This is a genomic window from Gordonia amicalis NBRC 100051 = JCM 11271, assembly GCF_000332995.1.
Lineage (GTDB): Bacteria > Actinomycetota > Actinomycetes > Mycobacteriales > Mycobacteriaceae > Gordonia > Gordonia amicalis.
On record NZ_BANS01000016.1, the window covers coordinates 41,292 to 64,712 of the forward strand.

20 protein-coding genes and 1 tRNA gene are annotated in these 23,421 nt (G+C 67.8%); 12 read left to right on the forward strand and 9 right to left on the reverse strand.

Annotated features, from left to right (window positions below; all coding sequences use genetic code 11):
- The first annotated feature begins 16 nt into the window (after positions 1 to 16).
- Positions 17 to 277, forward strand: coding sequence for an antitoxin (locus GOAMI_RS08625; RefSeq protein ID WP_006436089.1), 261 nt, complete (start codon positions 17 to 19; stop codon positions 275 to 277).
- Between the two features lie 8 nt (positions 278 to 285).
- Here the strand turns inward: GOAMI_RS08625 and GOAMI_RS08630 are convergent, their stop codons facing one another.
- Positions 286 to 927, reverse strand: coding sequence for a DNA-3-methyladenine glycosylase (locus GOAMI_RS08630; RefSeq protein WP_006436090.1), 642 nt, complete (start codon positions 925 to 927; stop codon positions 286 to 288).
- Between GOAMI_RS08630 and GOAMI_RS08635 the strand changes: the two genes are divergently transcribed.
- The 7 genes from GOAMI_RS08635 (at position 905) to GOAMI_RS08665 (ending at position 7,013) form a co-directional block, all read left to right on the forward strand.
- The gene (locus GOAMI_RS08635; RefSeq protein WP_006436091.1) at positions 905 to 1,342 is read left to right on the forward strand and encodes a type II toxin-antitoxin system Rv0910 family toxin; all 438 of its coding nucleotides are present in this window, start codon (positions 905 to 907) and stop codon (positions 1,340 to 1,342) included. The genes GOAMI_RS08630 and GOAMI_RS08635 overlap by 23 nt on opposite strands.
- A gap of 113 nt (positions 1,343 to 1,455) precedes the next feature.
- Entirely contained in the window at positions 1,456 to 3,168 is a 1,713-nt protein-coding gene (locus GOAMI_RS08640; RefSeq protein ID WP_006436092.1) for a substrate-binding domain-containing protein, read from the forward strand.
- A 60-nt stretch (positions 3,169 to 3,228) separates the two neighbouring features.
- On the forward strand, positions 3,229 to 3,765 hold the full coding sequence (locus GOAMI_RS08645; RefSeq protein WP_006436093.1) for an FMN-binding protein: 537 nt from the start codon (positions 3,229 to 3,231) through the stop codon (positions 3,763 to 3,765).
- Between the two features lie 11 nt (positions 3,766 to 3,776).
- Positions 3,777 to 4,664: an FAD:protein FMN transferase gene (locus GOAMI_RS08650; RefSeq protein WP_167325097.1), complete on the forward strand. Its 888-nt coding sequence runs from the start codon at positions 3,777 to 3,779 to the stop codon at positions 4,662 to 4,664.
- Positions 4,661 to 6,247 carry an oxidoreductase gene (locus GOAMI_RS08655; protein WP_006436095.1) on the forward strand — a complete coding sequence of 529 codons (1,587 nt, stop codon included), beginning with the start codon at positions 4,661 to 4,663 and terminating at the stop codon, positions 6,245 to 6,247. Before GOAMI_RS08650 ends, GOAMI_RS08655 begins: the two co-directional genes overlap by 4 nt.
- 8 nt (positions 6,248 to 6,255) lie before the next feature.
- Complete coding sequence (locus GOAMI_RS08660) at positions 6,256 to 6,465, forward strand: hypothetical protein (protein WP_006436096.1); 210 nt, start codon at positions 6,256 to 6,258, stop codon at positions 6,463 to 6,465.
- On the forward strand, positions 6,465 to 7,013 hold the full coding sequence (locus tag GOAMI_RS08665; protein WP_006436097.1) for a hypothetical protein: 549 nt from the start codon (positions 6,465 to 6,467) through the stop codon (positions 7,011 to 7,013). The genes GOAMI_RS08660 and GOAMI_RS08665 overlap by 1 nt, the downstream gene beginning before the upstream one ends.
- 117 nt (positions 7,014 to 7,130) lie before the next feature.
- Here the strand turns inward: GOAMI_RS08665 and GOAMI_RS08670 are convergent, their stop codons facing one another.
- Both GOAMI_RS08670 and pruA read right to left on the reverse strand, forming a co-directional pair.
- Positions 7,131 to 8,081 carry a proline dehydrogenase family protein gene (locus GOAMI_RS08670; protein ID WP_006436098.1) on the reverse strand — a complete coding sequence of 317 codons (951 nt, stop codon included), beginning with the start codon at positions 8,079 to 8,081 and terminating at the stop codon, positions 7,131 to 7,133.
- A gap of 1 nt (position 8,082) precedes the next feature.
- The gene (gene pruA / locus GOAMI_RS08675; RefSeq protein WP_006436099.1) at positions 8,083 to 9,729 is read right to left on the reverse strand and encodes an L-glutamate gamma-semialdehyde dehydrogenase; all 1,647 of its coding nucleotides are present in this window, start codon (positions 9,727 to 9,729) and stop codon (positions 8,083 to 8,085) included.
- A gap of 75 nt (positions 9,730 to 9,804) precedes the next feature.
- Between pruA and GOAMI_RS08680 the strand changes: the two genes are divergently transcribed.
- Positions 9,805 to 11,412, forward strand: coding sequence for a PucR family transcriptional regulator (locus GOAMI_RS08680; protein ID WP_040004694.1), 1,608 nt, complete (start codon positions 9,805 to 9,807; stop codon positions 11,410 to 11,412).
- A 149-nt stretch (positions 11,413 to 11,561) separates the two neighbouring features.
- Here the strand turns inward: GOAMI_RS08680 and GOAMI_RS08685 are convergent, their stop codons facing one another.
- From GOAMI_RS08685 to GOAMI_RS08695, 3 genes are all read right to left on the reverse strand, one after another.
- Positions 11,562 to 13,733, reverse strand: a complete 2,172-nt coding sequence (locus GOAMI_RS08685) for a glutamine synthetase III family protein (protein WP_006436101.1) — start codon at positions 13,731 to 13,733, stop codon at positions 11,562 to 11,564.
- 178 nt (positions 13,734 to 13,911) lie between these two features.
- A complete protein-coding gene (locus GOAMI_RS08690; RefSeq protein ID WP_040004695.1) occupies positions 13,912 to 15,903 on the reverse strand; it encodes a gamma-glutamyltransferase family protein in 1,992 nt (663 codons plus the stop codon).
- 15 nt (positions 15,904 to 15,918) lie between these two features.
- The gene (locus GOAMI_RS08695) at positions 15,919 to 17,292 is read right to left on the reverse strand and encodes an MFS transporter (RefSeq protein ID WP_006436103.1); all 1,374 of its coding nucleotides are present in this window, start codon (positions 17,290 to 17,292) and stop codon (positions 15,919 to 15,921) included.
- 143 nt (positions 17,293 to 17,435) lie between these two features.
- On the opposite strand from GOAMI_RS08695, the gene GOAMI_RS08700 reads away from it, so the two are divergent.
- Entirely contained in the window at positions 17,436 to 17,876 is a 441-nt protein-coding gene (locus GOAMI_RS08700; protein WP_006436104.1) for an SRPBCC family protein, read from the forward strand.
- Positions 17,877 to 17,882: 6 nt separating this feature from the next.
- Here GOAMI_RS08700 and GOAMI_RS08705 read toward each other — a convergent pair whose 3' ends face one another.
- The gene (locus tag GOAMI_RS08705; protein ID WP_006436105.1) at positions 17,883 to 19,511 is read right to left on the reverse strand and encodes an MFS transporter; all 1,629 of its coding nucleotides are present in this window, start codon (positions 19,509 to 19,511) and stop codon (positions 17,883 to 17,885) included.
- A 56-nt stretch (positions 19,512 to 19,567) separates the two neighbouring features.
- Positions 19,568 to 20,260 (reverse strand): TetR/AcrR family transcriptional regulator, encoded by a 693-nt coding sequence (locus GOAMI_RS08710; protein WP_006436106.1) that lies wholly within the window; start codon positions 20,258 to 20,260, stop codon positions 19,568 to 19,570.
- 151 nt (positions 20,261 to 20,411) lie between these two features.
- Here GOAMI_RS08710 and GOAMI_RS08715 point away from each other — a divergent pair, with 151 nt between their 5' ends.
- Positions 20,412 to 21,635: an oxygenase MpaB family protein gene (locus tag GOAMI_RS08715; protein ID WP_006436107.1), complete on the forward strand. Its 1,224-nt coding sequence runs from the start codon at positions 20,412 to 20,414 to the stop codon at positions 21,633 to 21,635.
- Between the two features lie 39 nt (positions 21,636 to 21,674).
- Here GOAMI_RS08715 and GOAMI_RS08720 read toward each other — a convergent pair whose 3' ends face one another.
- Positions 21,675 to 22,991 (reverse strand): acyltransferase, encoded by a 1,317-nt coding sequence (locus tag GOAMI_RS08720; RefSeq protein ID WP_006436108.1) that lies wholly within the window; start codon positions 22,989 to 22,991, stop codon positions 21,675 to 21,677.
- Positions 22,992 to 23,243: 252 nt separating this feature from the next.
- On the opposite strand from GOAMI_RS08720, the gene GOAMI_RS08725 reads away from it, so the two are divergent.
- Positions 23,244 to 23,319 (forward strand) — tRNA-Arg (locus GOAMI_RS08725).
- The last annotated feature ends 102 nt before the right edge of the window (positions 23,320 to 23,421 follow it).

Here is a 23,421-nt window from a genome sequence, read left to right on the forward strand (position 1 = left end):
ACACACAGGAGACGTCATGGATCTCAAGGGACTCGTCAACAAGGCACGCGACACGCTGCGCAAGAACCCGAACCTGATCGAGAAGGGCGGCGACGCCATCGACAAGGCCACCAAGAACAAGTACGCCGGCCAGGTCGACAAGGCCCAGGACGCCGTCCGCAAGGCCGTCGGCGCGCCGGAGCAGGGCATCCCGCGTCAGACCCCGCCGTCCAACCCAGGGGAGCCGTTGCCGGGCCAGCAGAGCCCGCAGCCCCGGAACCCGCAGAACCCGCAGTAGGTAGCAGGTCACCCGCCGGCGCGCGGGTGGCGCCGATACCCCGACACGGTCGGGTGACCGTCGAAGAAGAACCGCCACGACAGGTCGGCCGCGCGTCGTACGCCGACGCGCGGGCCGGCGGTCACCGGCAGCTCCGGGAGCGGTCCGCGGCGACATGTGTCGAGAGTCACAGGCGTGGCCGGATCGGTGAGATCGGTGCCGAGGTCGGCCATCGTGATCCCGAGCGCGCGGCAGAGGTTTCCCGGCCCGCTCGCGAGCCGATCGTCGGGTACCGGCGTCGAGCGCGCGGCGCCGCGTCGGGCACGTGCCAGTTCGACCCCGTCGACCACCTCGCCTGCCCGCAGCAGGACCGCCGCCGCCGGGCCCGATCCGCGCACCACGACGTTGGCGCAGTGATGGCCGTGGATGCGGTAGACGTACAGCCGTCCCGGCGGGCCGTACATGATCTCCGAACGGGCGGTCCGCGTGTAGGCATGCGATGCGGGATCGTCCGGGCCCGCATACGCCTCCACCTCGGTGAGCTGGATCGTCACGCCGTGGCCGGTCAGATGAACGCCGAGTAGCCCGCGGGCCTGTTCGGCCACCGGTGCGGGAGGATCGGACGCGCGGACACTAGGCTCTGAGACCATGGCGAAGACGAGTGACTCCATCGAGGTTGAACTGTCTCCGGAAGATACCTGGGCCGCCGCGTCGGACCTGGAGCGGTACTCGGAGTGGCTGCTGATCCACGAGACCTGGCGCAGCCCGATCCCCGCCGCCGGAGAGCTGCGCACGGGCATCGAGATCGCCTCGATCGTCAGGGTCAAGGGCACGCGGGTGCGCTTCGACTGGGTCATCGAGAAGTTCGACCCGGTGTCGCACGTACGCCTCAAGGGAAGCGGGAAAGGCGGGGTGAAGGCGAAGCTCGATCTCGGCATCATTCCCACTTCGCGCGGATCGGAAGTAACCTTCACTGTTGATCTGGGTGGGTTGCCGCTCATCGGGCCCGTGGGGAAGACCGCGGTCCTGGCGGTATCGGGGGATCTGCGAAAGTCGCTGCAGCAATTCCGAGAGGTGTTCGGCTGATCCGCGCGTGACGTCGCGCGGGCCTCATCGGGCACCGCGCCGACGCGGTGACGGGTGACAGCGATGCGTCAGACGGTGGAGAACACCGCCGTACGAGGGGAACGAGAGTAACTATGGGGCGTCACAGCTCAGATGCCGACCGCGGCGGAAACGACTGGTCCAGGGCTGCTGCGAGCAGCGGGGGAGCCGCGGGCGGCAACAGCCGGTCCGACGACGATTTCGGCTTCGAGCACCGGGAGGCCGGCAGCGGCCGGCGCGGTGGCTGGCTCTGGGCGATCGTCGCCCTCGTCGCGGTCGTCGTGCTGGTCACCGGCGTGATCATCTGGCAGGCCGGCTCCGGCGGGTGCGGCGACCGGACCCGGGTGGCGGTCGCCTCCGACGCCGCGATGACCGGACCCCTCCGCGAGGTGGCACGTCAGGCGTCCGCGGATTCCTGCTACGACTACGACGTCCAGACCGCGGCCGGTGCCGACGTGCCCGGTCTGCTGACACAGGGCGCCGCCGCCCCCGACCTCTGGGTCGCCGACTCGCAGGTGCAGGCACGTCGTGTCACGACGCAGGTCCGCCGCGACCTCGACCTGGTGTCGCCGTCGACCGCCTCCACCCCGGCCGTCGTCGCCGGTGAGAACGTCCCCGAACTGCAGACGTGGGTCGACGTCATGAAGCTGCCCGACCTGAGGACCGGCAGCCCGGTCGACACCAGCACCGGCGACGCCCCGATCATCGGCGCGCTCGGGGCCGTCGACGCCGGCGAACTCCCGGAGGAGAAGTTCACCGAGGCCATGACGATCCTGGCCATCCAGCAGAACAACGCACGCCTCGCCAACGACAACGAGGGCACCCGACTCAACCTGGCCAACACCTCCGGTGTGCCGGTGGTGACGACCGAGCAGCAGTACGAGCTCTTCATGCGCACCCATCAGGGGTCGAAGCTGAAGTCCACCATTCCCGCCTCGGGCACCGTCATGCTCGACTACCCCCTGGTGAACACCGCGTCCGCGGCTCGCCAGCAGGTGGCCGACGACGCCGGTACCGCACTCGTCGCGGCACTGAACACGGATGCGGGCCGCAAGGCGCTGACCGAGGCGGGCTACCGCGACGCCGACGGCAACGGGGTCGGCGAGCCGGTCAAGAAACTGCAGCTGCGCGATCCGTCGGCGGTCGACAAGGCACTGCGCCAGTGGCAGGTGCTCGGTGTACCGATCCGCAGCCTCGTCGTCCAGGACACCTCGGGTTCGATGGAGACGCCCGCCGGCGGCACCACCCGCGCGGGACTGCTGATCGATGCGTCGAAGACGGGCCTGAAGCTGTTCCCCAACAACACGATGATCGGTGGCTGGGCGTTCAGTGTCGACAAGGGCGGTGAAGGTCAGGACTGGGTGGAGATGGCACCCATCCGGCGACTCGACGCGCGGTCGGGCAGTGGGACGCACCGTGATGCGCTCGGCAGGGCGGTCGAGGAGGGACTGTCGGATCTGGGTGGCGGCACCGGCCTCTACGACACCACGCTCGCCGCGTTCAAGAAGGTGCAGGACACCTATGACCCGAACTACTCCAACAGCGTCATCATCATGACCGACGGCCAGAACGAGGATCCGAACAGCATCGGCCTCGACGAACTGCTGGCCGAGCTGAAGCGACTCGAAGATCCGGCGCGACCCGTGCTGGTCCTGACCATCGGCATCTCCGACGACGCGGACTCCAACGCGCTCAAGCAGATCGCCGAGGCCACCGGCGGCACCACCTACATCGCCGAGAACGCCGCCGACATCCGGACCGTCTTCGTCGACGCCATCCAGGCGCGCGTCGCCGCGGCCGGTCGCTGATCATCCGGAAATCCGCGGTCCAGGGGGACAGTACATCGGGCGATCAGGAACAATGGGCCGGTGAACTCCACTTCGAGCTCTGCCCCGTCCGGCTCTGACCTGTCCGGCTCGACTCCTTCCGGTGCGACGCCCGCGCAGTCGTCACGCCCGTCGGTGCTCGTGCGCACCGTGGGTGTCGTCGCGGCCGTGGCCGCCGTCGGCCTCGTCGCCGGTGCGTGTTCGTCCGACGACTCCGAGTCCGGCAGCACGACCGCTCCCGAGACCTCGACGGCGGCCGTCGCCGGCGACGCAACGGGGGACCAGTACAAGAACGGCGAGTACACCGCGGAAGGCGGTTACATCTCGCCCGGCGGGCCGCAGAAGGTCGGCGTCACCGTCACGCTGTCGAACGATGTCATCACCGCGGTGTCGGTCGACACGAGCCAGACCAAGGGTCCGTCGGTGGAGTACCAGGGCAAGTTCGCCGGCGGGATCTCCGATGTCGTGGTCGGCAAGAACATCGACGACATCGACGTCGACAAGGTCTCCGGATCGTCGCTGACCTCGGGTGGATTCAACGAGGCGATCGAGAAGATCAAGCAGGAAGCCCTCAGCTGACCGCGACTCGCGTGACTCCTTCCGGGGCCGTTCATGATTGGGTGTTCGACGCGATCGGCACCCGGTGGACGGTCACGACGCCGTCGCCGCTACCCTCCCCGGTCGTCGACGAGGTGCGCGCCGAGATCGACCGGATCGATCGGGCCTGGTCGAGGTTCCGCGACGACTCGGCGGTCGCCGACATGTCGCGCGCGGCCGGACGCTACCCGATCGAGCAGTCGGATCAGCCGCTCGTCGACTGGTACCGCAGGCTGTATCGGCTGACCCGCGGCGCGGTCTCGCCACTGGTCGGACAGACTCTCGCCGACGCCGGCTACGACGCGGACTATTCGTTACGGCCTGCGGCGCAGGTGTCCGCCGCCCCCGCCTGGGATGAGGTGATCGCCGGGCACGAGGGCGCGCTGGAGTTGCGCGAACCCGTTCTGCTCGATGTCGGCGCGGCGGGAAAGGGTTTCGCGGCCGACCGGGTCGCGGAGATCGTCACACGGGCCACCGGCGACTTCGTCGTCGACGCCGGCGGTGACATGGTCGTTTCGCCCCGCGCCCGCCCGCTCCGGGTGGCGCTGGAACATCCGATGGACCCGGCCAAGGCGATCGGTGTGGTCACGCTCGACGGCGGGGCCATCTGCGCGTCGGCCGCCAACCGCCGGGTGTGGGCGGACTGGCACCACATCGTCGACCCCCGCAGCGCCTCGCCCGCGTGGGAAGTGCTGGCCACCTGGGTGATCGCGCCGTCGGCGATGGAGGCCGACGGACTGGCGACCGCGCTGTTCTTCACCCCGGCCGCATTCCTGCGCGGCGACTTCGATCATCACGCCGAGGGCTTCCATCACGTGACCATCCGACGCAACGGGAGCGTCGAGCACACCGCCATCCCCGGATTGGAGTTGTTCCTGTGACGACGGCCGTTTCGACGAGATCCGTCTCGGTCCTGCCGCGACTCCTCGCCCCGTTCGACGCGGCGCGGCGGCAACTGACGCCGTACCGGGCGGTGGGTTGCGGGCTGCTGCTGCTCGCGGTCGCGGCCTTCGTGGTTTCGGTGGTCGACGCCGACTTCGGTTACGGCCCAGACGAACTCGCGGTGTGGCTGCTCGTCGCGGTCGGGGTCAGCGGCGCGGCCACCTACCTGTTCGCGGCGGTGTTCCGGGTGCCGCCGAACTCCGACTCGTGGCTCATCACCGGACTCATTCTCTTCTTCGTGGTGCCCGGTGGTGAGCACCCGGTGGCCACGCTCGCGGTCGGCGCGGGGATCGCCGCGGTGTCGAAATATGTTCTGGCATGGCGTCGTCGGCTGATCGTCAATCCGGCCGTCGCGGGGGCAGTGGGTGTCTACGCGTTGGCCTACGCCGGAGTCGACTGGCTGAGCTTCCCCTTCTGGTGGGTGGCGGCCGAGCCCCTCCTGATCCCGATGATCGTCATCGGCGCGGCCGTGGTCACGCTCATCCGCGAATGGCTTCTGGTGACCGTGTTCATCGTCGCGTCGCTGGTCACCATCGGTGTGGTCGAACTGGTTCGCGGCGGCCAGGACCTCTCGACGTGGCTCGTCTCGTCCCCGATGCTCTTCGTCGCGGCCATCATGCTTCCCGAGCCGCTGACATCTCCGGCGCGACAGCCGCATCGACTGATCTACGCGGTCCTGGTAGGGGTGCTGATGCACTGCCAGTACACGGTCGCCGTGACCGACTCGTACACCCTCGCCTTCGTGCCGGAGGTCGCGCTGCTCGCCGGCAGCCTCTACGCGTTCGTCGTGCGCCTCGCGACACGCACCGCGCGCCGGATACGGCTCGACGTCGAGACGGCGTCGCTCGCCGACCGCACCTACGCGTTGCGTGGTGTACCTGCCGGTGGCGCACCGTCGTTCCGGGCGGGGCAGTGGTCGAGCGTGAGTGTGCCGCGGTGGTCCGCGCCGGTGTGGGTCGGGTCGCGACGCGTGTTCTCGTTCGTGTCCGCGCCGAAGGAATCGCCGGTCGAGTTCGGATTCACGGTGACGGGGGAGCCGTCGCCGTTCAAGGCGGCGCTCATCGACGGGCGGGCGACACGTGCATACGTCGACGAGATCGGTGGGGATTTCGTCCTGCCGCGCGGTTTCCCTGGCAAGGGCAGGGTGGTTCTCCTCGCTTCGGGGATCGGGATCACACCGTTCGTGTCGATGGTGCGCTCGCTCGACGGTGGAGACCTGTCGGGGCTGACCATGGTCCACGTGTTGCGCTCGTCGGAGCGGACCGTCTACGACGACGAGCTGGACGCTGCCCGCGAGTCCTCGGCACGTGTGGTCACGATCATCGCCCCGGAACTCGCCGATGGCGTCGACGATGCCGATCGGCTGGCCGAGCTGGTCGGTCCGGACAGCGCAGGTGCACATTACTACGTGTCCGGCACACCGGGATTCGTCGAACGCACTTCTTCGACGATCCGGCACCTCGACCCGGCAACCAGGTTGCGTCCGTGGCGCATCCACACCGACTCGTTCACCGGTTACTGATGAGGCGGGTGGCTTCGACGCGGTGCCTCGCTGCGCTCGGTACCGGCTCAGCCGGCGGTAAGGAGCTCGCTGCGCTCGGTACCGGCTCAGCCGGCGGTAAGGAGCTCGCTGCGCTCGGTACCGGCTCAGCCGGCGGTAAGGAGCTCGCTGCGCTCGGTACCGGCTCAGCCGGCAGCAAGGAGCTCGCGGCGGCGACGAGCCTCGAAGGGTCCACCTGATGCGGTACGAATACCCCTGCGAGATCGTCACCTTCGTGGTGTCCCCGAAGCATGCGTACTTCGGACGGCCCAAGGACGGTCCCGCCGATGAGGTCGAGACCCACACACCCGACACGGTGGAGATCGTCGCGGACAAGGGCATTCGAGGCGATCGCTTCTTCGGCGTGAAGGCCCACACCGAAGCCGCGGTGACGTTCCTTGCCCTCGAGGCGTGGACCGCGGCGGCCGGTGACGTGGACCCCGTATCGGCCCGACGGAACGTGGTGGTCCGCGGTGTCGAACTGGACCCGTTGCGCGGGAGGGAGTTCGAGCTCGACACCGGTCCCGGCCCGATCCGATTCCGCGGCGGGCGTCCCGCACATCCGTGTTCGTGGATGGACACCGTCGCCGGGGAGGGCGTGCGCAAGGCGCTCATCGGGCGTGGCGGACTCCGGGCGCAGCCGTTGACGTCGGGGACCCTGCACATCGGTCCCGCTGTGATCGTCACCGATGTCGAACTCGACGCCGCCCGCGCCGCAGATCAGGTGAAGCGGGCGCAACCGCTGTAAGGCGCGGTTCCCGCGTGCACGTTTCCTTTCCGCGAGACCAACTCCCTCCCGCTCGGTGGATCTGAACCGCGGGAGGGAGACACGCCGGCGGGAGGGAATCCCCTGAGCGGGAGCGCCTCACCCCGCCAGCGCGCGCAGGAAGAACCCGAGGTTCGCCGGCTTCTCGGCGAGGCGACGGACGAAGTATCCGTACCACTCGGTGCCGTACGGGATGTACACGCGCACTCGAGCTCCCGCGGCGGCGAGCCGACGTTGCTCGTCGCTGCGGATGCCGTAGAGCATCTGGTGCTCCCAGGTGTCGGGAGCCCGATCGAACTCCTTCGCCAGAATCGACGCGGCCTCGATCATCGTCGGATCGTGGCTGGCGACCATCGGATAGCCGTTGCCCTTCATCAGGATTCGAAGGCAGCGGAGGTACGCCTCGTCGACCTGACCACGGTCGGGGTAGGCGACCGACGGTGGTTCGGCATAGGCGCCCTTGCACAACCGGATTCGCGCACCCGACTCCGCGAACTCGGCGCAGTCGTCCTCGGTGCGCCGGAGATATGCCTGCAGGACGGTCCCGACGTCGGGGAAGTCGCGCCGCAGCGAGCGCACCACGGCCAATCGCTCGTCGACGGTCGAGTGGTCCTCGGCGTCGACGGTGACCGACGCACCCGCGGACCGCGCCGCCTCCGCGATCGTCCGTGCGTTCTCTTCGGCGATCTTGGCGCCGTGCTCGGGCAGTCTCTGGCCGAGTGCGGTCAGTTTCAGTGACACCTCCAGCGAACCGGGTGGCACCGGAGCCAGGCGCGGCATCGCCTGCAGCAGAGCCACATAAGCGGCGACGGTGGCGTCGGCATGCGACTCGTCGACGGTGTCCTCGCCGAGGAAGTCGATGGTCACGGCGAGTCCGTCGTCGAGTTCACGTCTGATCGCGGTGAGCACGTCGTCGAGTGATTCGCCGGGTACGAACCGCCGCACGACCTTCTCGGTCGTCGACCATCGCTGTGAGGCCTGTTTGATCCGTTCGCTGCGCGCCGCGGCGATGATCGTCGGCCGCAAGACGCTGTCGAAGAGCGTGCTCACCTCAGACCCCCGTGAAGTCGGTGCTCATGTGCGGGTATCGGTAAGTCGTCGGTGGTGTGAAGGTCTCCTTGATCGTGCGGGTCGACGTCCAGCGCAGCAGGTTCTCCTTCGACCCCGCCTTGTCGTTGGTGCCCGAGGCGCGCCCGCCGCCGAACGGCTGCTGGCCGACGACGGCGCCGGTCGGCTTGTCGTTGATGTAGAAGTTGCCGGCGGCGTTACGGAGCCGATCCGAGGCGAGGGCGACCGCCGAGACGTCGGTCGCCATGACCGCACCGGTGAGCGCATACCGCGCCGTCGTGTCGACCAGATCGAGAATCGTCTCGTAGTCGGCGTCGTCGTAGACGTACACCGACAGGATCGGTCCGAAGTACTCGGTGGAGAACGCCTCGTCCCGCGGGTCGTCGGACAGCAGCACGGTCGGGCGCACGAAGTATCCGACCGTGTCATCGCAGGCGCCACCGACCGCGACGGTGAGCGACGGTGTGGACTTGGCGCGTCGCAGCGCGGTGACCTGCTTGTCGAAGGCACGACGGTCGATGAGCGCACCACCGAAGTTCGACAGGTCGCGCACGTCGCCGAAACCGAGTTCGGCGGCCTCGCTGAGGAAGTCGTCGCCCATCTTGTCCCACACCGACCGGGCGATGTAGGCACGCGAGGCGGCCGAGCACTTCTGGCCCTGATACTCGAAGGCGCCGCGGATCAATGCCGTCCGGAGCGCCCGCGGTTCGGCGGAGGAATGCGCGACGACGAAGTCCTTACCGCCGGTCTCGCCGACGAGCCGCGGGTAGTTCCGGTACTTGCCGATGTTGCCGCCGACCTCCCGCCACAGGTGCTGGAAGGTCGTGGTCGAGCCGGTGAAGTGGATGCCGGCCAGGTTCTCGTCCGCGAGAACCACATCCGACACGGCCCGGCCGTCGCCGTGGACGAGGTTGATCACTCCGGGTGGCAGTCCCGCGGCCTCGAGGAGTGCCATCGTGTACTGGGCCGAATACGCCTGTGTGGGAGAGGGCTTCCACACCACGGTGTTGCCCATCAGCATAGGTGCGGTCGGCAGGTTCGCGGCGATGGCGGTGAAGTTGAACGGGGTGACCGCGTAGACGAATCCGTCGAGCGGACGGTGGTCGAGCCGGTTCCAGACACCCGGCGACGACACCGGCTGCTCGGCGAGGATCTCCCGGGCGAAGGCGACGTTGAACCGCCAGAAGTCGACGAGCTCGCAGGGAGCGTCGATCTCGGCCTGCTGCACCGACTTCGACTGGCCGAGCATCGTCGCGGCGGCGACCCGTTCGCGCCACGGACCCGACAGCAGTTCGGCCGCGCGCAGGATCACCGCGGCGCGGTCGTCGAAGCTGGTGTGGGCCCACTCGTCCTTCGCGGCCATCGCGGCGTCGGCGGCGGCGCGGGCGTCGTCGTGCGTGGCGTTGGTGAGGAAGCCGAGCACCTCTCGGTGGGCGTGCGGCTGCACGACGTCGATCGGTTCGCCGTGTCCGAGGTGCAGGTGCCCGCCGATGATGTGCGGCAGCTCGCGGCGGCCCGCCATGGACTGGCTGGTGAGTTCATTGATGATGCGGGTGCGTTCGGGCGATCCGGGTGCGTAGGTGTGGACCGGCTCGTTGGCCGGTCGAGGGGGAGTGGTGATGGCGTCCATGACGTCAGTTCACCTGGGGAGAAGGTTCCCGCGATATGGCCGATCGGCAAACTGATCGGTCGTAGCCTTGTTCTTGTGGACAAATCGGCGGGTGTGGCGCTGGGGCGTCTGATCCTGGCCCTCGATCGGACGGTGGCGACGCTGATCACCGCGCCGCAAGGACTCGACGTGCCGGTGCGAAGCCTGGCGATGATCGACATCGACGACGTCCACTTCGGCCTCGGCCAGGCCGCGCGGTCGGCTGACGTGTTCCTGCTGGTCGGCCTGTCCGACGAGGTGAGCACCGAACTGCTGGGCGGTCTCGGGATGCACCGTCCGGTGGCCGTCATGAGCAAGACGTCGTCGGCGACACTCACCGATCTCGCCGATCGGCTCGGAATCGCGGTCGTGGCCATCGACCCACACGCTCGGTGGGAGCGCATCTACAACCTCGTGGCGCGCGTACTCGACACCGCGCGGCGTCCACCGAACGACGGCGAGTCGATGGAGTCGGGTACCACCGGCGACCTCTTCGAAATCGCGGCCGAGGTCGCCCGGCGCACCGGTGGTCTGGTCAGCATCGAGGACGAGCGCTCGCACGTGCTGGCCTACAGCTCGGCAGGCGACGAGGCCGATGAGCTCCGGCGGTTGTCGATCCTCGGACGCGAGGGTCCGCCGGAGATGCTCGCCTGGCTCCGGCAGTGGGGGGTGATGGACGCGCTGCGCCGGTCGTCGCGGGTGGTGGCGGTCGACGCACGCACCGACCTCGGGCTGCGAGAACGCCGGGCGGTCGCGATCCGGGCCCCCGGGACGGCTGAGTTCCTGGGGGTCGTCTGGCTGCAGTGTGGTGCCGGGGCCCTCGCCGACGACACCGACGAGGTGCTCACCGGAGCGGCCGCGGTGGCCGCCCGGGTGATCGCGCGTCGTCGAACCGCCGGGACCGAACACGACGAATCGGTTCGCCGCCTCCTCGGCGCGCGGGGCGACATCATCGACGTCGATGCCCTGGCCGCCCAACTGGGCATCGAATCCTCCGTCGCGGTGGTGCTCGTCGGGTTCGCGACGACCGGGTCGGCCGTAGACGCTCCGGTCCCATTGGCAGAGAACGGCACTCGCATCTCCGCGCTCACCCTGCACGCCAGCGCGTTCAGTCCGTTGTCGGTGACCGCGACCATCGGCGACCGCGCCTATGTGGTGCTGCCCGGCGTGACCGGTGACGCCGCGGTCGAGTGGGCGCGGGTGTCCGTCGATGCGACGGACCGGCAGTTCGGCGTCCACATCCGGGCGGTGGTCGCGGGACCGGACAACCTCGCCGCGGTACCGGAACTGCGCATCCAGATCGATCGCGTGCTCGACGCGGCCTCCCTCGAAGGTGAACTGATCGACGATGTCACGACCGTCGGCGGTTCGCGCACCGGTGTCCTGCTCGGCGAGATCGTGGCGCTCCTCGCCGAGAACCCCGACCTGGTGGACCCGCGGGTCTCCGAACTCGCCGACCTCGACGACCGCACCGGCAGCGAGTTCACCGTGTCCCTGCGCGCCTACCTCGACCGCTTCGGCGACGTCCGTTCCGCCGCCGGGGATCTCCACGTCCACCCGAACACGCTGCGCTACCGCATCCGCCGGATCGAGGCCCTGACCGGGATGGACCTCGAGGATCCCGCCACGCGGCTCGTCGTGGCGTTGTCCTTGCGGGTGCGGTAGTGGTCACCCCAGAAAACCGGCCTGAAAACCGCCCCTGAAGAACGCCCCCGAAATCCACCCCGTGGAGCGGGACCGGCGACATGGTGTCGTCGGATCCGCTGTGGAGGGCGTACTTCGGGGGCGCTTTCCGGTGGTGCGTTCGCGAGATCTCAGAGGATGGTGAGCATCTCGTTGTACGTGGGCAGCGGCCACAGATCGTCGGCGACGATGCTCTCGAGCGTGTCGGCGACCTCGCGCACCGCGGCCATCGCCGGGATCAGCGTCTCGAGTGCGTACTTCGACTCCTCGTAGGTGCTCTCGCCGTGCATGCCGGCGATGCCCTCGTCGAGGGTGACCACCGCGGCCTGCAGTTTGCCGATCAGTTCGGTGATCTCCACGAGAAGTGGTGTGGGAGCTTCGATCCCGGCCATCTTCAACGACGCCGCGGTCCCGGCCAGTTCGCCCTGGTAGCGGATCGCGGCGGGCATGATCATCGTCTTGGCGATCTCCGCGGTCTCCTTTGCCTCGACGAGGATGGTGAGCCCGTAGTACTCGAAGATGACGTCCTCGCGGGCGTGGAGTTCGCGGGCCGACAGGACGCCGTACTTCTCGAAGATCTCGACGACCTCGGGCGCGGTGTACTCGGTGACGGCGTCGACCGTGGTTCGGAGGTTCTTCAGGCCGCGGGCGGCGGCCTCCTCCTGCCATTCGTCGGAGTATCCGTTGCCGTTGAAGATGACCGCGCCGTGGCTGTTGATGATCTCCTGCAACACCTTCTGCACGGCGTCGTTGAGTTCGGCGCCGTCGGCGAGCAGCTTCTCCAGTTCGGTGGAGATGAAGTCGATGGAATCGGCCAGGATGGTGTTGATCGCGACCATCGGATCGGAGATCGACTGGTTGGAACCCGGTGCGCGGTACTCGAATCGGTTGCCGGTGAAGGCGAACGGGCTGGTGCGGTTGCGGTCGCCCGGGTCGGCCTTCAGCGGGGGCAGGGTGTCGACGCCGAGCTCGAGGACGCCGGCCGCCTTGGAGCCGGTGGCGCCGCCCTTGGCGATCTGCTCGAAGACGTCCATCAACTGCTCGCCGAGGAAGATCGAGATGATCGCCGGCGGAGCCTCGTTCGCGCCCAGGCGGTGATCGTTCGACGCCGATGCGACCGCGGCTCGCAGCAGGCCGCCGTAGGTGTGGACGGCGCGGATGATGGCACCGCAGAAGGTGAGGAACTGCATGTTCTCGTGCGGGGTGTCTCCGGGGTTGAGCAGGTTGCCCTGGTTGGAGTTGCCGAGTGAGAAGTTGACGTGTTTGCCGGAGCCGTTGACCCCGGAGAAGGGCTTCTCGTGCAGGAGGCACTTCATCCCGTACTTCTCGGCGACGGCCTTCATCGTGGTCATCATGAGCTGTTGGTGATCGTGGGCGAGCACGGATCGTTCGAAGACCGGCGCGATCTCGAACTGTCCGGGGGCGACCTCGTTGTGGCGGGTCTTGGCCGGGATGCCCTGCTTGAACAGCTCGCGGTCGAGTTCGATCATGAACGACAGCACCCGCTCGGGGATGGCGCCGAAGTAGTGGTCGTCGAACTCCTGACCCTTCGACGGTGGGGCGCCGAACAGCGTGCGGTTGGAGGTCATCAGGTCGGGCCGGGCGTAGAAGAAGTGCTCGTCGATCAGGAAGTACTCCTGCTCGGCGCCGGCGTAGGAGACGACGGTGTCGACGTTCTCGTGGCCGAAGAGCCTCAGCAGGCGCATCGCCTGCTTGCTCATCGCCTGCTGGCTGCGGAGTAGCGGGGTCTTCTTGTCCAGTGCCTCACCGGTCCACGAGATGAAGATCGTGGGGATGCACAGCGTGTTGCCGTTCGGGTTCTCCAGGATGTACGCGGGGCTCGTCACGTCCCAGCCGGTGTAACCGCGGGCCTCGAAGGTGCCCCGCAGGCCGCCGTTGGGGAAGCTCGACGCGTCGGGTTCACCCTGCAGCAGGGTCTTTCCGGCGAACTCGGCGAGCGACGCGCCGCTCGAATCCGGTTCGAGGAACGAGTCGTGCTTCTCCGCGGTGAAACCCGTCAGCGGGTAGAAGACGTGGGCGTAGTGGGTGGCGCCCTTCTCGATGGCCCAGTCCTTCATCGCCACCGCGACGTAGTCGGCGAGCGTCGGATCGAGCGCGCAGCCGGTGTCGATGGTCGCCGCGACCGCCTTGAAGACATGCTTCGGCAGGCGCTTCTTCATGACCGACAAGCCGAACACGTTGCGTCCGAAAGTATCTGCCAACGGTTCGGTGAATCCGGGTGCCGACACCTCGTAGGTCGTCACGGCCTTGATGGCCTGACGGCGGGACATGCTGCCACTCATGGTTACTCCTGGAGTTTCTCGTCGACCTCGGCGAATGTCGGCACGACGACGTCGCTGGTGTTGCCGCGTTTGCGAGCGACTTGACGCTATGAGCTGGGTGTATGCGCTCCGTTGCCCCCGTGTGACGCTGAGGAAAACTGATGGCACAGCCGGGATTCGTCCGTTCGGACCACCCGGATCACCGCAGTGCGGCGTCGTCACCCATCACGGCACCCTCACGCCGCGGGTCGGCGCCGCCGATCCATCCGGCCTCGTGGCGCATGATCGCGCTGAGACCGCTGGACTGTTCGTCGACGGACACCTCTTCTCCGCGTTCGCGGAGGCCCCGCACCAACGGATCGTGCGCGCCGTCGTCGGTGGTGTCGACCAGTGGATGTTCGCCACCGACGTTCGACGTCGGGGTGTTGGCCGAGCCGAAGTCGATCATCGACACCGCCTGCTGCGGGTTGAGTCCCCAGTCCAGCATCCCGACAAGGGTCTTGACGACGAACTGGATGATGACCGATCCGCCCGGGGAACCCAACGCGGCGATCACCTGTGCGGGTGCGCCCCCGGTACCCGGTTGCATCACCAGGGTCGGGGCCATCGACGACCGTGGACGCTTCCCCGGCGACACCCGATTGGCGAGCAGGGCCCCGTCGTCGTCGCGCGGTTCGGCCGAGAAGTCGGTGAGCTGGTTGTTCAGCAGGAAGCCGTCGACCATGTGGAAACTGCCGAAGGCCGATTCGATGGTCGTCGTCATCGACGCGACGTTGCCGTATCGGTCGGCGACGGTGATGTGGCTGGTGCCGCACTCGGTACCGGGATGCGAACCCAGCGGGACCGGCCCGAGATCGCCGGCCGGGGCTTCGCCGAGCGAGGCGTCGGGGCGGATCAGTCCGGCCCGGGTCTTCAGATACCCCGGGTCGAGGATGGTGTCGACGCCGCGTCCCGGCAGCGGGACGAAATCCGGGTCGGCGACGTATTTGTCGCGGTCGGCGTAGGCGAGACGTTCGGCCTCGGTGATCAGGTGTACCGCAGTGGGATTCGGCCGACCGCCGTCCGCGGCCGATGGTGTGGAACCGTCGAGTTCGGTGGGCGGCATCGACGGCAGGTCGAAGTTCTCCAGGATGCCCAGCGCGGAGGCGACGGCGATCCCGCCCGACGACGGTCCCGGCATCGCCACGATCTGGCGGCCCCGGTATTCCGTCACGACGGGGTCCCGCGCGATGGCCCGGTAGTTGCGCAGGTCGTCGACGGTCATCAGGCTGGGCGTCATGCCGCCGGCGGTGGTGCCCGCCTCGGCGACGATCGCCTGCGCGAGCGGTCCGTCGTACATCGCGTCGGCGCCGTCGGTGGCCAGCACCCCAAGGGTTTTCGCGTAGGCGGGGTTGGCCAGGTTGGTGCCCGCCGGTTTCGCTGCGCCCTCACCGGTCAGGAAGTGGTCGCGGGCGTCGACGTCGGCCTCGAGGTCCGCCGCCGCGGCCGCGATCGCCCCGGACAGACGCTGGCTGATCTCGAAACCACTGTCCGCCAAGGAGATCGCGGGGGTGAACAGATCACGCCAGGCATGTTTGCCGTACTCGCCGTGGACCATGCCGAGCATCCGCATCACGCCGGGAATGCCGATCGACCGGCCCGATGCCCGTGCGCTGGGCACCGGTGGTGCCGGGTCGGTGGGGGAGATCCGGATCAGGTAGGTCTCGGTGGCGGCTGCGGGAGCCGTCTCGCGACCGTCGAAGGCGCGCAACGTCTTCGACGCGGCGTCGTAGTAGAGGGCGAAGGCGCCGCCGCCGATCCCCGAGGACTGGGGTTCGACGAGACCGAGCACCATCTGTGCGGCGACCAGCGCGTCGGCTGCGGTACCGCCGTCGTGCAGGACGTCGCACGCCGCGCGGGTGGCGAGCGGATTGGCGGTGGCCGCGGCGTACGTTGCGGTGACGACCGGTTTCATCCCGCTCCGGTAACCCGAGGCGATCTCGGGTTTCGTCGCGATGTCGGTGGGGGCGGCCGAGACACTCTCGGCGCCGATCAGATCGCCGTTCGGGATCTCCGTGCAGGTGACCGGCGCGGCGGCCGGACCGTCGGAGCCGTTTCCGCACGACGCGAGGACCAGCATGCAGGAGACCCCGAACACCGCGAAGCGGACGACCCGACGCCCGGAATGAGGACTTCCCCGACGGCGTCTCATGGACTCAGCGTACGGTCATCGCGCAGGACGGACGGAACGAACGGCGATGCCCACACCGATGACGGCGAGGCAGGCGAAACCGAACGAGAGCAGACGTGCCGAACCGACCGCGTCGGACCCGATGCTGACGAGCAGACCCGCGGCCGCCGAGCCGATGGTGTTGGCGACCATCTGCACGGAGTTGACCCCTGCCGAGGCGCGGGCGGCCTCCGCCTGATCGGTGGTGATGCCCATCGCGGCGGTCGCGATGTGAGGGAAGGCCATGCCGATACCCATGCCGGCGACGACCAGAGATGCGTACCACCCGGCCACCGCGATCGGCGCGCTCGACGACTGCAGCAGGCCGTATCCGGCCATACCTGCGGCGAGGAAGGCCGGACCGGCGATGCGGGCGGCCGCCGCGGACCGGCCGTGCGCCCACGTGCTGCTGGCGATCTGCGCGACGGTCCACCCCGACGACAGCGCCGCGGGCATGAGCCCGGCGGCCAACGGTGTCAGGCCGCCGACCTGCTGACCGAACAGCGGGAGGAATGCCTCGGCGGTCGACCCGATCGCCAGCACCGCTATCGACAGATAGATCCACTTGAGGGGATTGCCCACCGAATAGGTGAGACGGGGGAGCAGGCCGGTGGTCCCGCGTCGATCCACGACCACGAACCCGACCAGGGCGAGGAGGGCGACTCCGCCGAGTACCACGATCACCGACGTCGAACCGGCGACGCCGGCGACCGAGACCGCCCCGGCGGCGGCGGTCACCGCGGCCAGCGATGCCCACGGCAACGGGTGCCGTTCGCCCGAGCCGCGACCGCGTGGCAACACCCGCGCGGCGATGGCAGCGATGACCAGGGTGAACACCGTCAGGAACCAGAAGGAGCCGCGCCACAACCCTACCTCGGCGAACAGGCCGCCGAGCGCCGGGCCGAGGAGGTTCCCGACTCCCCACATGGCCGAGATGAGCGCCACCGCGCGCCCCCAGATCCGCTGTGGCAGCGCGATCTGTACGACCGCCAGCGCCAACCCGGTGAGCAGGCCGCCACCGAGCCCCTGGATCAGCCTGCCGGCCAACAGGATCGGCATGGTCGGGGTGAGGGCGCAGATCAGTGAACCCGCGGCGAAGGCGGAGAACCCGATCAGGTAGGCGCCGCGCGCGCCGAACTGTGCCAGCGCGCGTGTCACCAGCATCGACGCCACCACGGACGCGATCAGGAAGATCGTGACGACCCAGGCGTAGAACTCGTCGCCGCCGATGTCGGCGATGGTGCTGGGCAGTGACGCCGCGGTCAGGAAGGTGTTGATCGCGAAGACGAGGATGCCGCCGGCGAACACCGACACCGCCGCGCGGTGTTCACGGGCGAGGAGTTCGGACCATCCGCCCGGTGACGTCGACATCGTGCTGCAGGAATAGCCGACCCCGCGGCGGAAGGTCAAGTCGGTTATCCGTGTCCCGCACCTGGAAGTGGTTGCGACCGCATAGTGTCGGTCGGAAGCGGCGCCGGAGACACCGGGCCGGACACGCGAGAACGGGGTAGAGCGTGGGAGTGGTACGTCATCAGGTCGTCGTCGATGCACCTCGCGAGCGGGTCTTCGACTATGTCGACGGATATCAGAACGTTCCCGAGTATCTGATCGGTGTCACGCACTTCGATCCGACAACAGATCAGACCCGCGGACTCGGGTCGGTCTTCGACGTGAGGGTCGACCTCGGGCCGAAGAAGATCAAGGCGGTCGTGGAGTGCACCCGGTACGTCGAGAACGAGTTGATCGAGCTCCGGGCGATCGACGGTTTCGAGGCCGACACCACGTGGCGCTTCGCCGACGACGGGAACGGCACCGATCTCCAGCTCGAGATCAACTACACGCTGCCCGGCGGGATCGCCGGCCGTGTGCTGGGAGGCATCATCGGCCCGTTCGCGGCGCAAGCGGTCAGACACATCGAGGCCACGATCGCGAAGAAGGTGGTCGCGCGGGGCTGACCCTTTTCAGGTTTTCTCCTCGGTGTCGGTGTCGGTGTCGGTGTGCGCGACGATTCGGTTCGGCAGGTGCCGTGAGAAGAGCAACGCCAGCACGAGCAGGACGAACACGATGAACAGGGCCTGCTGGATCGCGGCGATCTGCGCGTCGGCGTAGGCGTCGGACACCGCCTGCGCCGAGGCTTCCGAGCCGCCGGTGTCGAGCACCGTGGTGCGTGCCTGATCCGCCGAGATTATGGGCACTCCGCTGTCGTCGACCGTCGAGACGATCTGCTGTTGCTCGCTGGCGGGGAGCGAATCGGTGTCGTCGACCGCGGAGACGAAACCCGACGACAACAGGAGGAGGAACACCGAACCAGCGACCGCGGTCCCGAATGACGAGCCGAGATTCTGGAACGTGCCCTGCAGGCCGCCGACCTCGGAGGTGTCCTTCTCCCCGACCGCGGACATGTTGACGTTTCCGAGTTGGGAGGCCAGGAGGCCGAAACCCGCTCCGACAACGAACATCCCGATGGCGAAGGTCATGCTGCGCAGGTCGACCCCCACCCCGGCGATCACGAAGAGGACGCCGACCGCCATGGTGAGCTGCCCGCCGCGGGCGATGAACCGGGCCGAACGTCGTGCGGTGAGCCACGAACCGAGGACCGAGAACAGCGCGAGACCCACCGACAGCGGCAGGATCTTCACACCGGTCTGCAGGGCGTCGCGACCCAGCATCGTCTGCAGATAGACCGGCACCACGAAGAAGAGGGCGGCGATCGCGAAGTACTGCGCGAGGAACCCGCCCAGTCCGCTGCGCAACGCGGGTATCCGCAACAGTTCGACGCGGAGAAGTGGTTGCCGGCCGGAACTGGCAAGTGCGCGTTGTCGATCGACGAACAACCAGAGGACGACGACGCCGAGCAGCAACAGGTAGGCGACCGGGGACACGCCCAACGGGGCGATCTCCGAGCCGTTGATCTCCGGCGGATGCTGCGGTTTCAGCCACCCCCACGTCTTCGACTGCAGCACACCGTAGACGATGAGCGACAGGCCGCCGGCGGACGCGAGGACGCTCACCGGATCGATCCGCACGTCGCGATCGCGTTCGACGTCGTGGATCAGTCCCGCCGCGAACAGGACGATCACCATGACGACGGTTTCGGCGACGAAGACATAACGCCATGAGGCGTAGGTGGTCATCAGGCCGCCGAGCAACGGGCCGACGGCGGCGGCGAGTCCGGTCACGGCACCGAGGATCGAGAAGGCGGCGACGCGGGCCTTGCCGGTGTAGTTGATCGCGGCCAGAGAGGCGATCGCGGGGATGACGAGCACGGCCCCGAGTCCCTCGACCAGTGACCAGCCCACCATCAGGACGGCCAGGTTGGGACTCAATGCGGTGGTGAGCGAACCGATCCCGTAGATGACGGCGCCGATCTTGAAGGCCCGCACCCGGCCCATGAGGTCGCCGAGTTTGCCGCCGGTCAACATGAACGCCGCCATCGTCAAGGCGTAGAAGGTGATCGCGGCCTGCATGCCGGTGATCGACGTGCCGAGATCCGCGGCCACGACCGAGATCGACACGTTCATGACGGTGCTGTCGAGCACCATCACGAACTGCGACACCGCCAGGATGATGATGACCGACCACGAACGCATCGCGGAACTCCCCTCGGCTGGAAGTGATCTCCGCCGATTGTCCCAGCCGGACGCCGTCAGCGTGGGTGATCGAGCATCGGGACGAGGAATCGTCTCGCGATGTCGGCCAGTTGCGCGTCGTCGGTGATGTCGACGACACGACTCGGCACGGTGAGGAACGACGCCGAGATGCGCACCATCATCTCAGCCACGAGTTCGATGTCGAGATCGTCGGAGATGGTGCCCGACAACTGTTCTCGTCGTAGCTGTGCGGCCACGAACTTCTGCACGACGGACAGTAGGAGGCCGTCGTCGCCGATCATCGATTCGATGAGCATGCTCGACTCGGAGTCGGCCATGCCGCTGATCAGGGGATTGCCGGCGACCGCGCGCAGAGATCCGACAAATCCGACGACCACCCGCTCGGCGGCCGTCTGTGCGGCCGGGATGTCGGCGCGGAACTGTTCGAAGTAGCGCCGGAACTCGCGCAGCACCACCTCGTCGACCAAGGCGTCTTTGGTGGCGAACTTGCGGTAGAGGGTCACTCGCGTGACGCCCGCGTTCTTGGCGACCTTCTCCATCGGGGTCCGCTGGATGCCGAGGCGACAGAAGAGGTCGAAGGCGGCGTCGAGGAGACGTTCGGCGGTCGGATCGGACTCGGTGTCCGTCGGGTTCACCGACCCGAGGAAAGCGCGGTGGATCACCGAACTCGACGACGAGCCGACCGGCATCATGCCCGGTTCCGGGATGTCTGCGGCGGACGACGGCATCGGTGATTCCCCTTTCTGTGGCGATCGATCCGCCCGGATCAACGATCCCAAATCCGGGGATTTCGGTGTGTCTTGGATCACCCGTTGGTACAGAGGATACAAGGATACGAAGTTTGTCACATTGATACATCGGAACGGATGGGACGGGGTCATGGAAGATCTGAACAGGCGGAAGCTGCTCAAGGCCGGAGGAGTGGTCGGCGCCGCGGGTGCGGTGGCCGCGGTGGCCCCGGCGACGCCCTGGACGTGGTCACCCGCGAACTCTGTACCGGGCCGCGGTGCGGGCACCGACCCGCGGCAGCTGTGGGACGACGAGGCCGACCCGGTGATAGCGAAGGTCATCGACAGCGGTCAGGCGCCGAAGGTCAACAAGCTGTTGCGTACCTGGCACAAGAACTCGCAACCGCTGCCCGCCGGGCTGCCGTCGGAACTGCGCGACGTCATGGAGCACGCGCGACAGCTGCCGTCCTGGACCGATCAGTCCAAACTGGCCACGGCGGTGAAGTTCAACCAGAAGCGCGTTACGTACCTCGGGATCATCTACGGCTTCGCCAGCGGGATGATGAGCACCCTGATCCCGCGGGAGGCGCGGGCGGTCTACTACTCCAAGGGTGGTTGGGACCTCAAGGACCGCATCTCCAAGACAGCCAAACTCGGCTACGACATCGGCTCGCTCAACGCCTATCAGCCCGGCGGCGAGATGATCGTGACCTGTCTCAAGACCCGCATGGCACATGCCGGTGTCCGGCACCTGCTGCCCCAGTCACCGCACTGGGTGCACTCCGCGTCGGAGAACGTGCCGATCAGTCAGGCCGACATCATGGTGACGTGGCACAGCCTGCCGACGACGGTCATGCGCAACTTCCGCAAGTGGCAGGTGCCGATCGCTGCCGACGAATCGGCGGGCTTCCTGCATTCGTGGCAGATCACCGCCCACGTGCTGGGGGTCAAGGACGAGTACATCCCGGCGTCGTGGAACGCCGCCGAATCACAGGCGAAGCAGGTGCTCGACCCGATCATCGAGCCGACACCGGAGGGTCGCAAGCTCGCCGACATGCTGCTCGACCTCGGGATGAACCTGGACCTGACCCTGCTCTCGCGAGGAGTTCTGGGGGCGCTGACCCGGTTCATGCTCGGCGACAAGGCCGCCGACGGGCTGCACATCCCGCGTGAACCCGTGTGGACTCCGCTGCTGGAGACGGCGTGGACCCCGTATGTACTGGTCCGTGAAGGCCTGCTGAACGTCGGCATGCCACGCGAGGCCTATTGGATGATCGACGAATTCCTCCGGCAGTTCGTACTCTTCTACATGTCGGAACTGCGGATGCCGATCAACATCGAGATCCCGGTGTTCAACAACCCGAAGTACAAGTAGTCCGGTCACCCAGACTGGCCGACCTCGACCACGCGGCGGTCATCCCCTCTCATCCGCCGTCGAGGCCTCGACCGTCGGGGTTTCGGCCACTGCCGCCCGGTCCTGCTTCTTCTCTCGCCGCTTCGGCAGCAGGGGGAGGCGGGGCCGGGCGGTCAGCCATTTGCTGAACGGAAGACGCAGCAGGATGTCGACGAGCAACAGCGAGCTGACGAGAACGACCGCGATGAGGATCAGCGAACGCATGATCGCGCTGTGCGGGAACCATTCGAAGAGCCCGCCGAGGAAGCCGACGCGTCCGAGGATGTCGAGGATGAGTGGGTGAACGGCGAACACGCCGAACGCGCGCAGGGTCGCTTGCGAAACGAACTTCGCGGCGGCCGGCCGGCCGGCCGCGCGGCGGTCGTCCCAGACGAGACCGATCAGCCACAGCAGCGCGAACCCGCCCACGAGCCACGGCAGCGACACCGGATTCCAGGCGGTGTTCGCCTTCCACGGGACGTTGCCGGGCGAGGTCGCCAGGAGGTAGCCGGCGACGGTGAACGCCGCGCAGCCCGCGGCGACGAGCACCACGGTGGCCATGTGCTCACGCAACCACTTGTCCACCGCCTGCTGATGCTGCGCCGCGAGTACACCCATGGCGACGAACAGTGCGTACATCGGCAGCGTCTTCCACAGGTGCTGGTAGGCGAGGTCCCAGGCCGCCCCGGACGGACGCGGCAGGTACTGGTAGACGACGAACATCATGATCTGGATGACCGCGCCACCGGACAGCAGAAGCCACGGACGGTTCCGGCCGCGTTCGAAGATCCACGTGATGAGCGGGAAGAACAGATAGATCTGCATCGAGATCAGCAGGAAGTACAGCTGGTACTTCCCCTCGCCGACGAGCAGATCGTGCGCGAGTCCGGAGACCCACTCGCCGGCCGGTGGGAAGGGGTTGTCCCGGATGATCACGTGGTCGGTGATCGCGTAGATGACCGTCCACGCGAGGTAGGGCCCGATCACCAGGCCGAAGCGACGCCGCCAGAACTGCACCGGCGACATCTCGCGTCCCTGCATGCTCAGGACGAGGACGTAGAGCGTCACCGCGACGAAGCCGTAGCGGGTGAGGTGACAGAGGGTGCCGACCAGGTTGGCGCCGCGGATCTCGTCGGGTCCGCCGTTGATCGCGTTGACGCTGTGTGCGACGACCACGAAGGTGAACAGGACCACGCGGACGAAGTCGGCGGTGTGTGCGCGCGAGCGGGAGCCCCTGACCGGGGCCGTCGTCGACGGTGTCGCCGGAGTGGTCGGTCCCGAGTGGGCAGCCGTGCCGGTCTCGCTGTCGGCGGTGCGCGCCGAGCCCGCTGCGTGCACCAAAGCAAAGACCTCCCCGTTGACCAAACTGTTACCCGAACGAAGTGTACGGGCCGAATCTGGCAGGAACCTCAACGTCGGGGTGCATGAAGTGGCGACAATCACAGCCCGAATTGCCCGGTTCGCGCTTCCTGTCGACTATAGCGGCGATCGGAATCGGGTGCCGTGTGGAGATGGTGCGGTAGGCGTCGAGTGCTGACGTACACTGCCGTGTGGCGCTCGCGCGGGTCTCGCCCGTCGGCGGGTCGCTGCGCCTTCGTAGCTCAGGGGATAGAGCAACCCTCTCCTAAAGGGTAGGTCGTAGGTTCGAATCCTACCGAGGGCACCACCTGCCGTTTCATAGCTCGAAACCGCGCTGACCAGGCTGTTTCGAAATGTGAGTGGCCGGCCCCAGTGCGTGTGGGAGTTGGGGCGGTGGCTTCGGCCACCG

Coding starts and splice junctions, on each gene's coding strand:
- pruA (WP_006436099.1), bottom strand. CDS start 9,729: ATGGACGCCATCACCACTCCCCCTCGACCGGCCAACGAGCCGGTCCAC.
- GOAMI_RS08705 (WP_006436105.1), bottom strand. CDS start 19,511: ATGCGTTCGTGGTCGGTCATCATCATCCTGGCGGTGTCGCAGTTCGTG.
- GOAMI_RS08625 (WP_006436089.1), top strand. CDS start 17: ATGGATCTCAAGGGACTCGTCAACAAGGCACGCGACACGCTGCGCAAG.
- GOAMI_RS08630 (WP_006436090.1), bottom strand. CDS start 927: ATGGAGTCACTCGTCTTCGCCATGGTCTCAGAGCCTAGTGTCCGCGCG.
- GOAMI_RS08635 (WP_006436091.1), top strand. CDS start 905: ATGGCGAAGACGAGTGACTCCATCGAGGTTGAACTGTCTCCGGAAGAT.
- GOAMI_RS08715 (WP_006436107.1), top strand. CDS start 20,412: ATGGAAGATCTGAACAGGCGGAAGCTGCTCAAGGCCGGAGGAGTGGTC.
- GOAMI_RS08695 (WP_006436103.1), bottom strand. CDS start 17,292: ATGTCGACGTCACCGGGCGGATGGTCCGAACTCCTCGCCCGTGAACAC.
- GOAMI_RS08685 (WP_006436101.1), bottom strand. CDS start 13,733: ATGAGTGGCAGCATGTCCCGCCGTCAGGCCATCAAGGCCGTGACGACC.
- GOAMI_RS08665 (WP_006436097.1), top strand. CDS start 6,465: ATGCGGTACGAATACCCCTGCGAGATCGTCACCTTCGTGGTGTCCCCG.
- GOAMI_RS08710 (WP_006436106.1), bottom strand. CDS start 20,260: ATGCCGTCGTCCGCCGCAGACATCCCGGAACCGGGCATGATGCCGGTC.
- GOAMI_RS08640 (WP_006436092.1), top strand. CDS start 1,456: ATGGGGCGTCACAGCTCAGATGCCGACCGCGGCGGAAACGACTGGTCC.
- GOAMI_RS08690 (WP_040004695.1), bottom strand. CDS start 15,903: ATGAGACGCCGTCGGGGAAGTCCTCATTCCGGGCGTCGGGTCGTCCGC.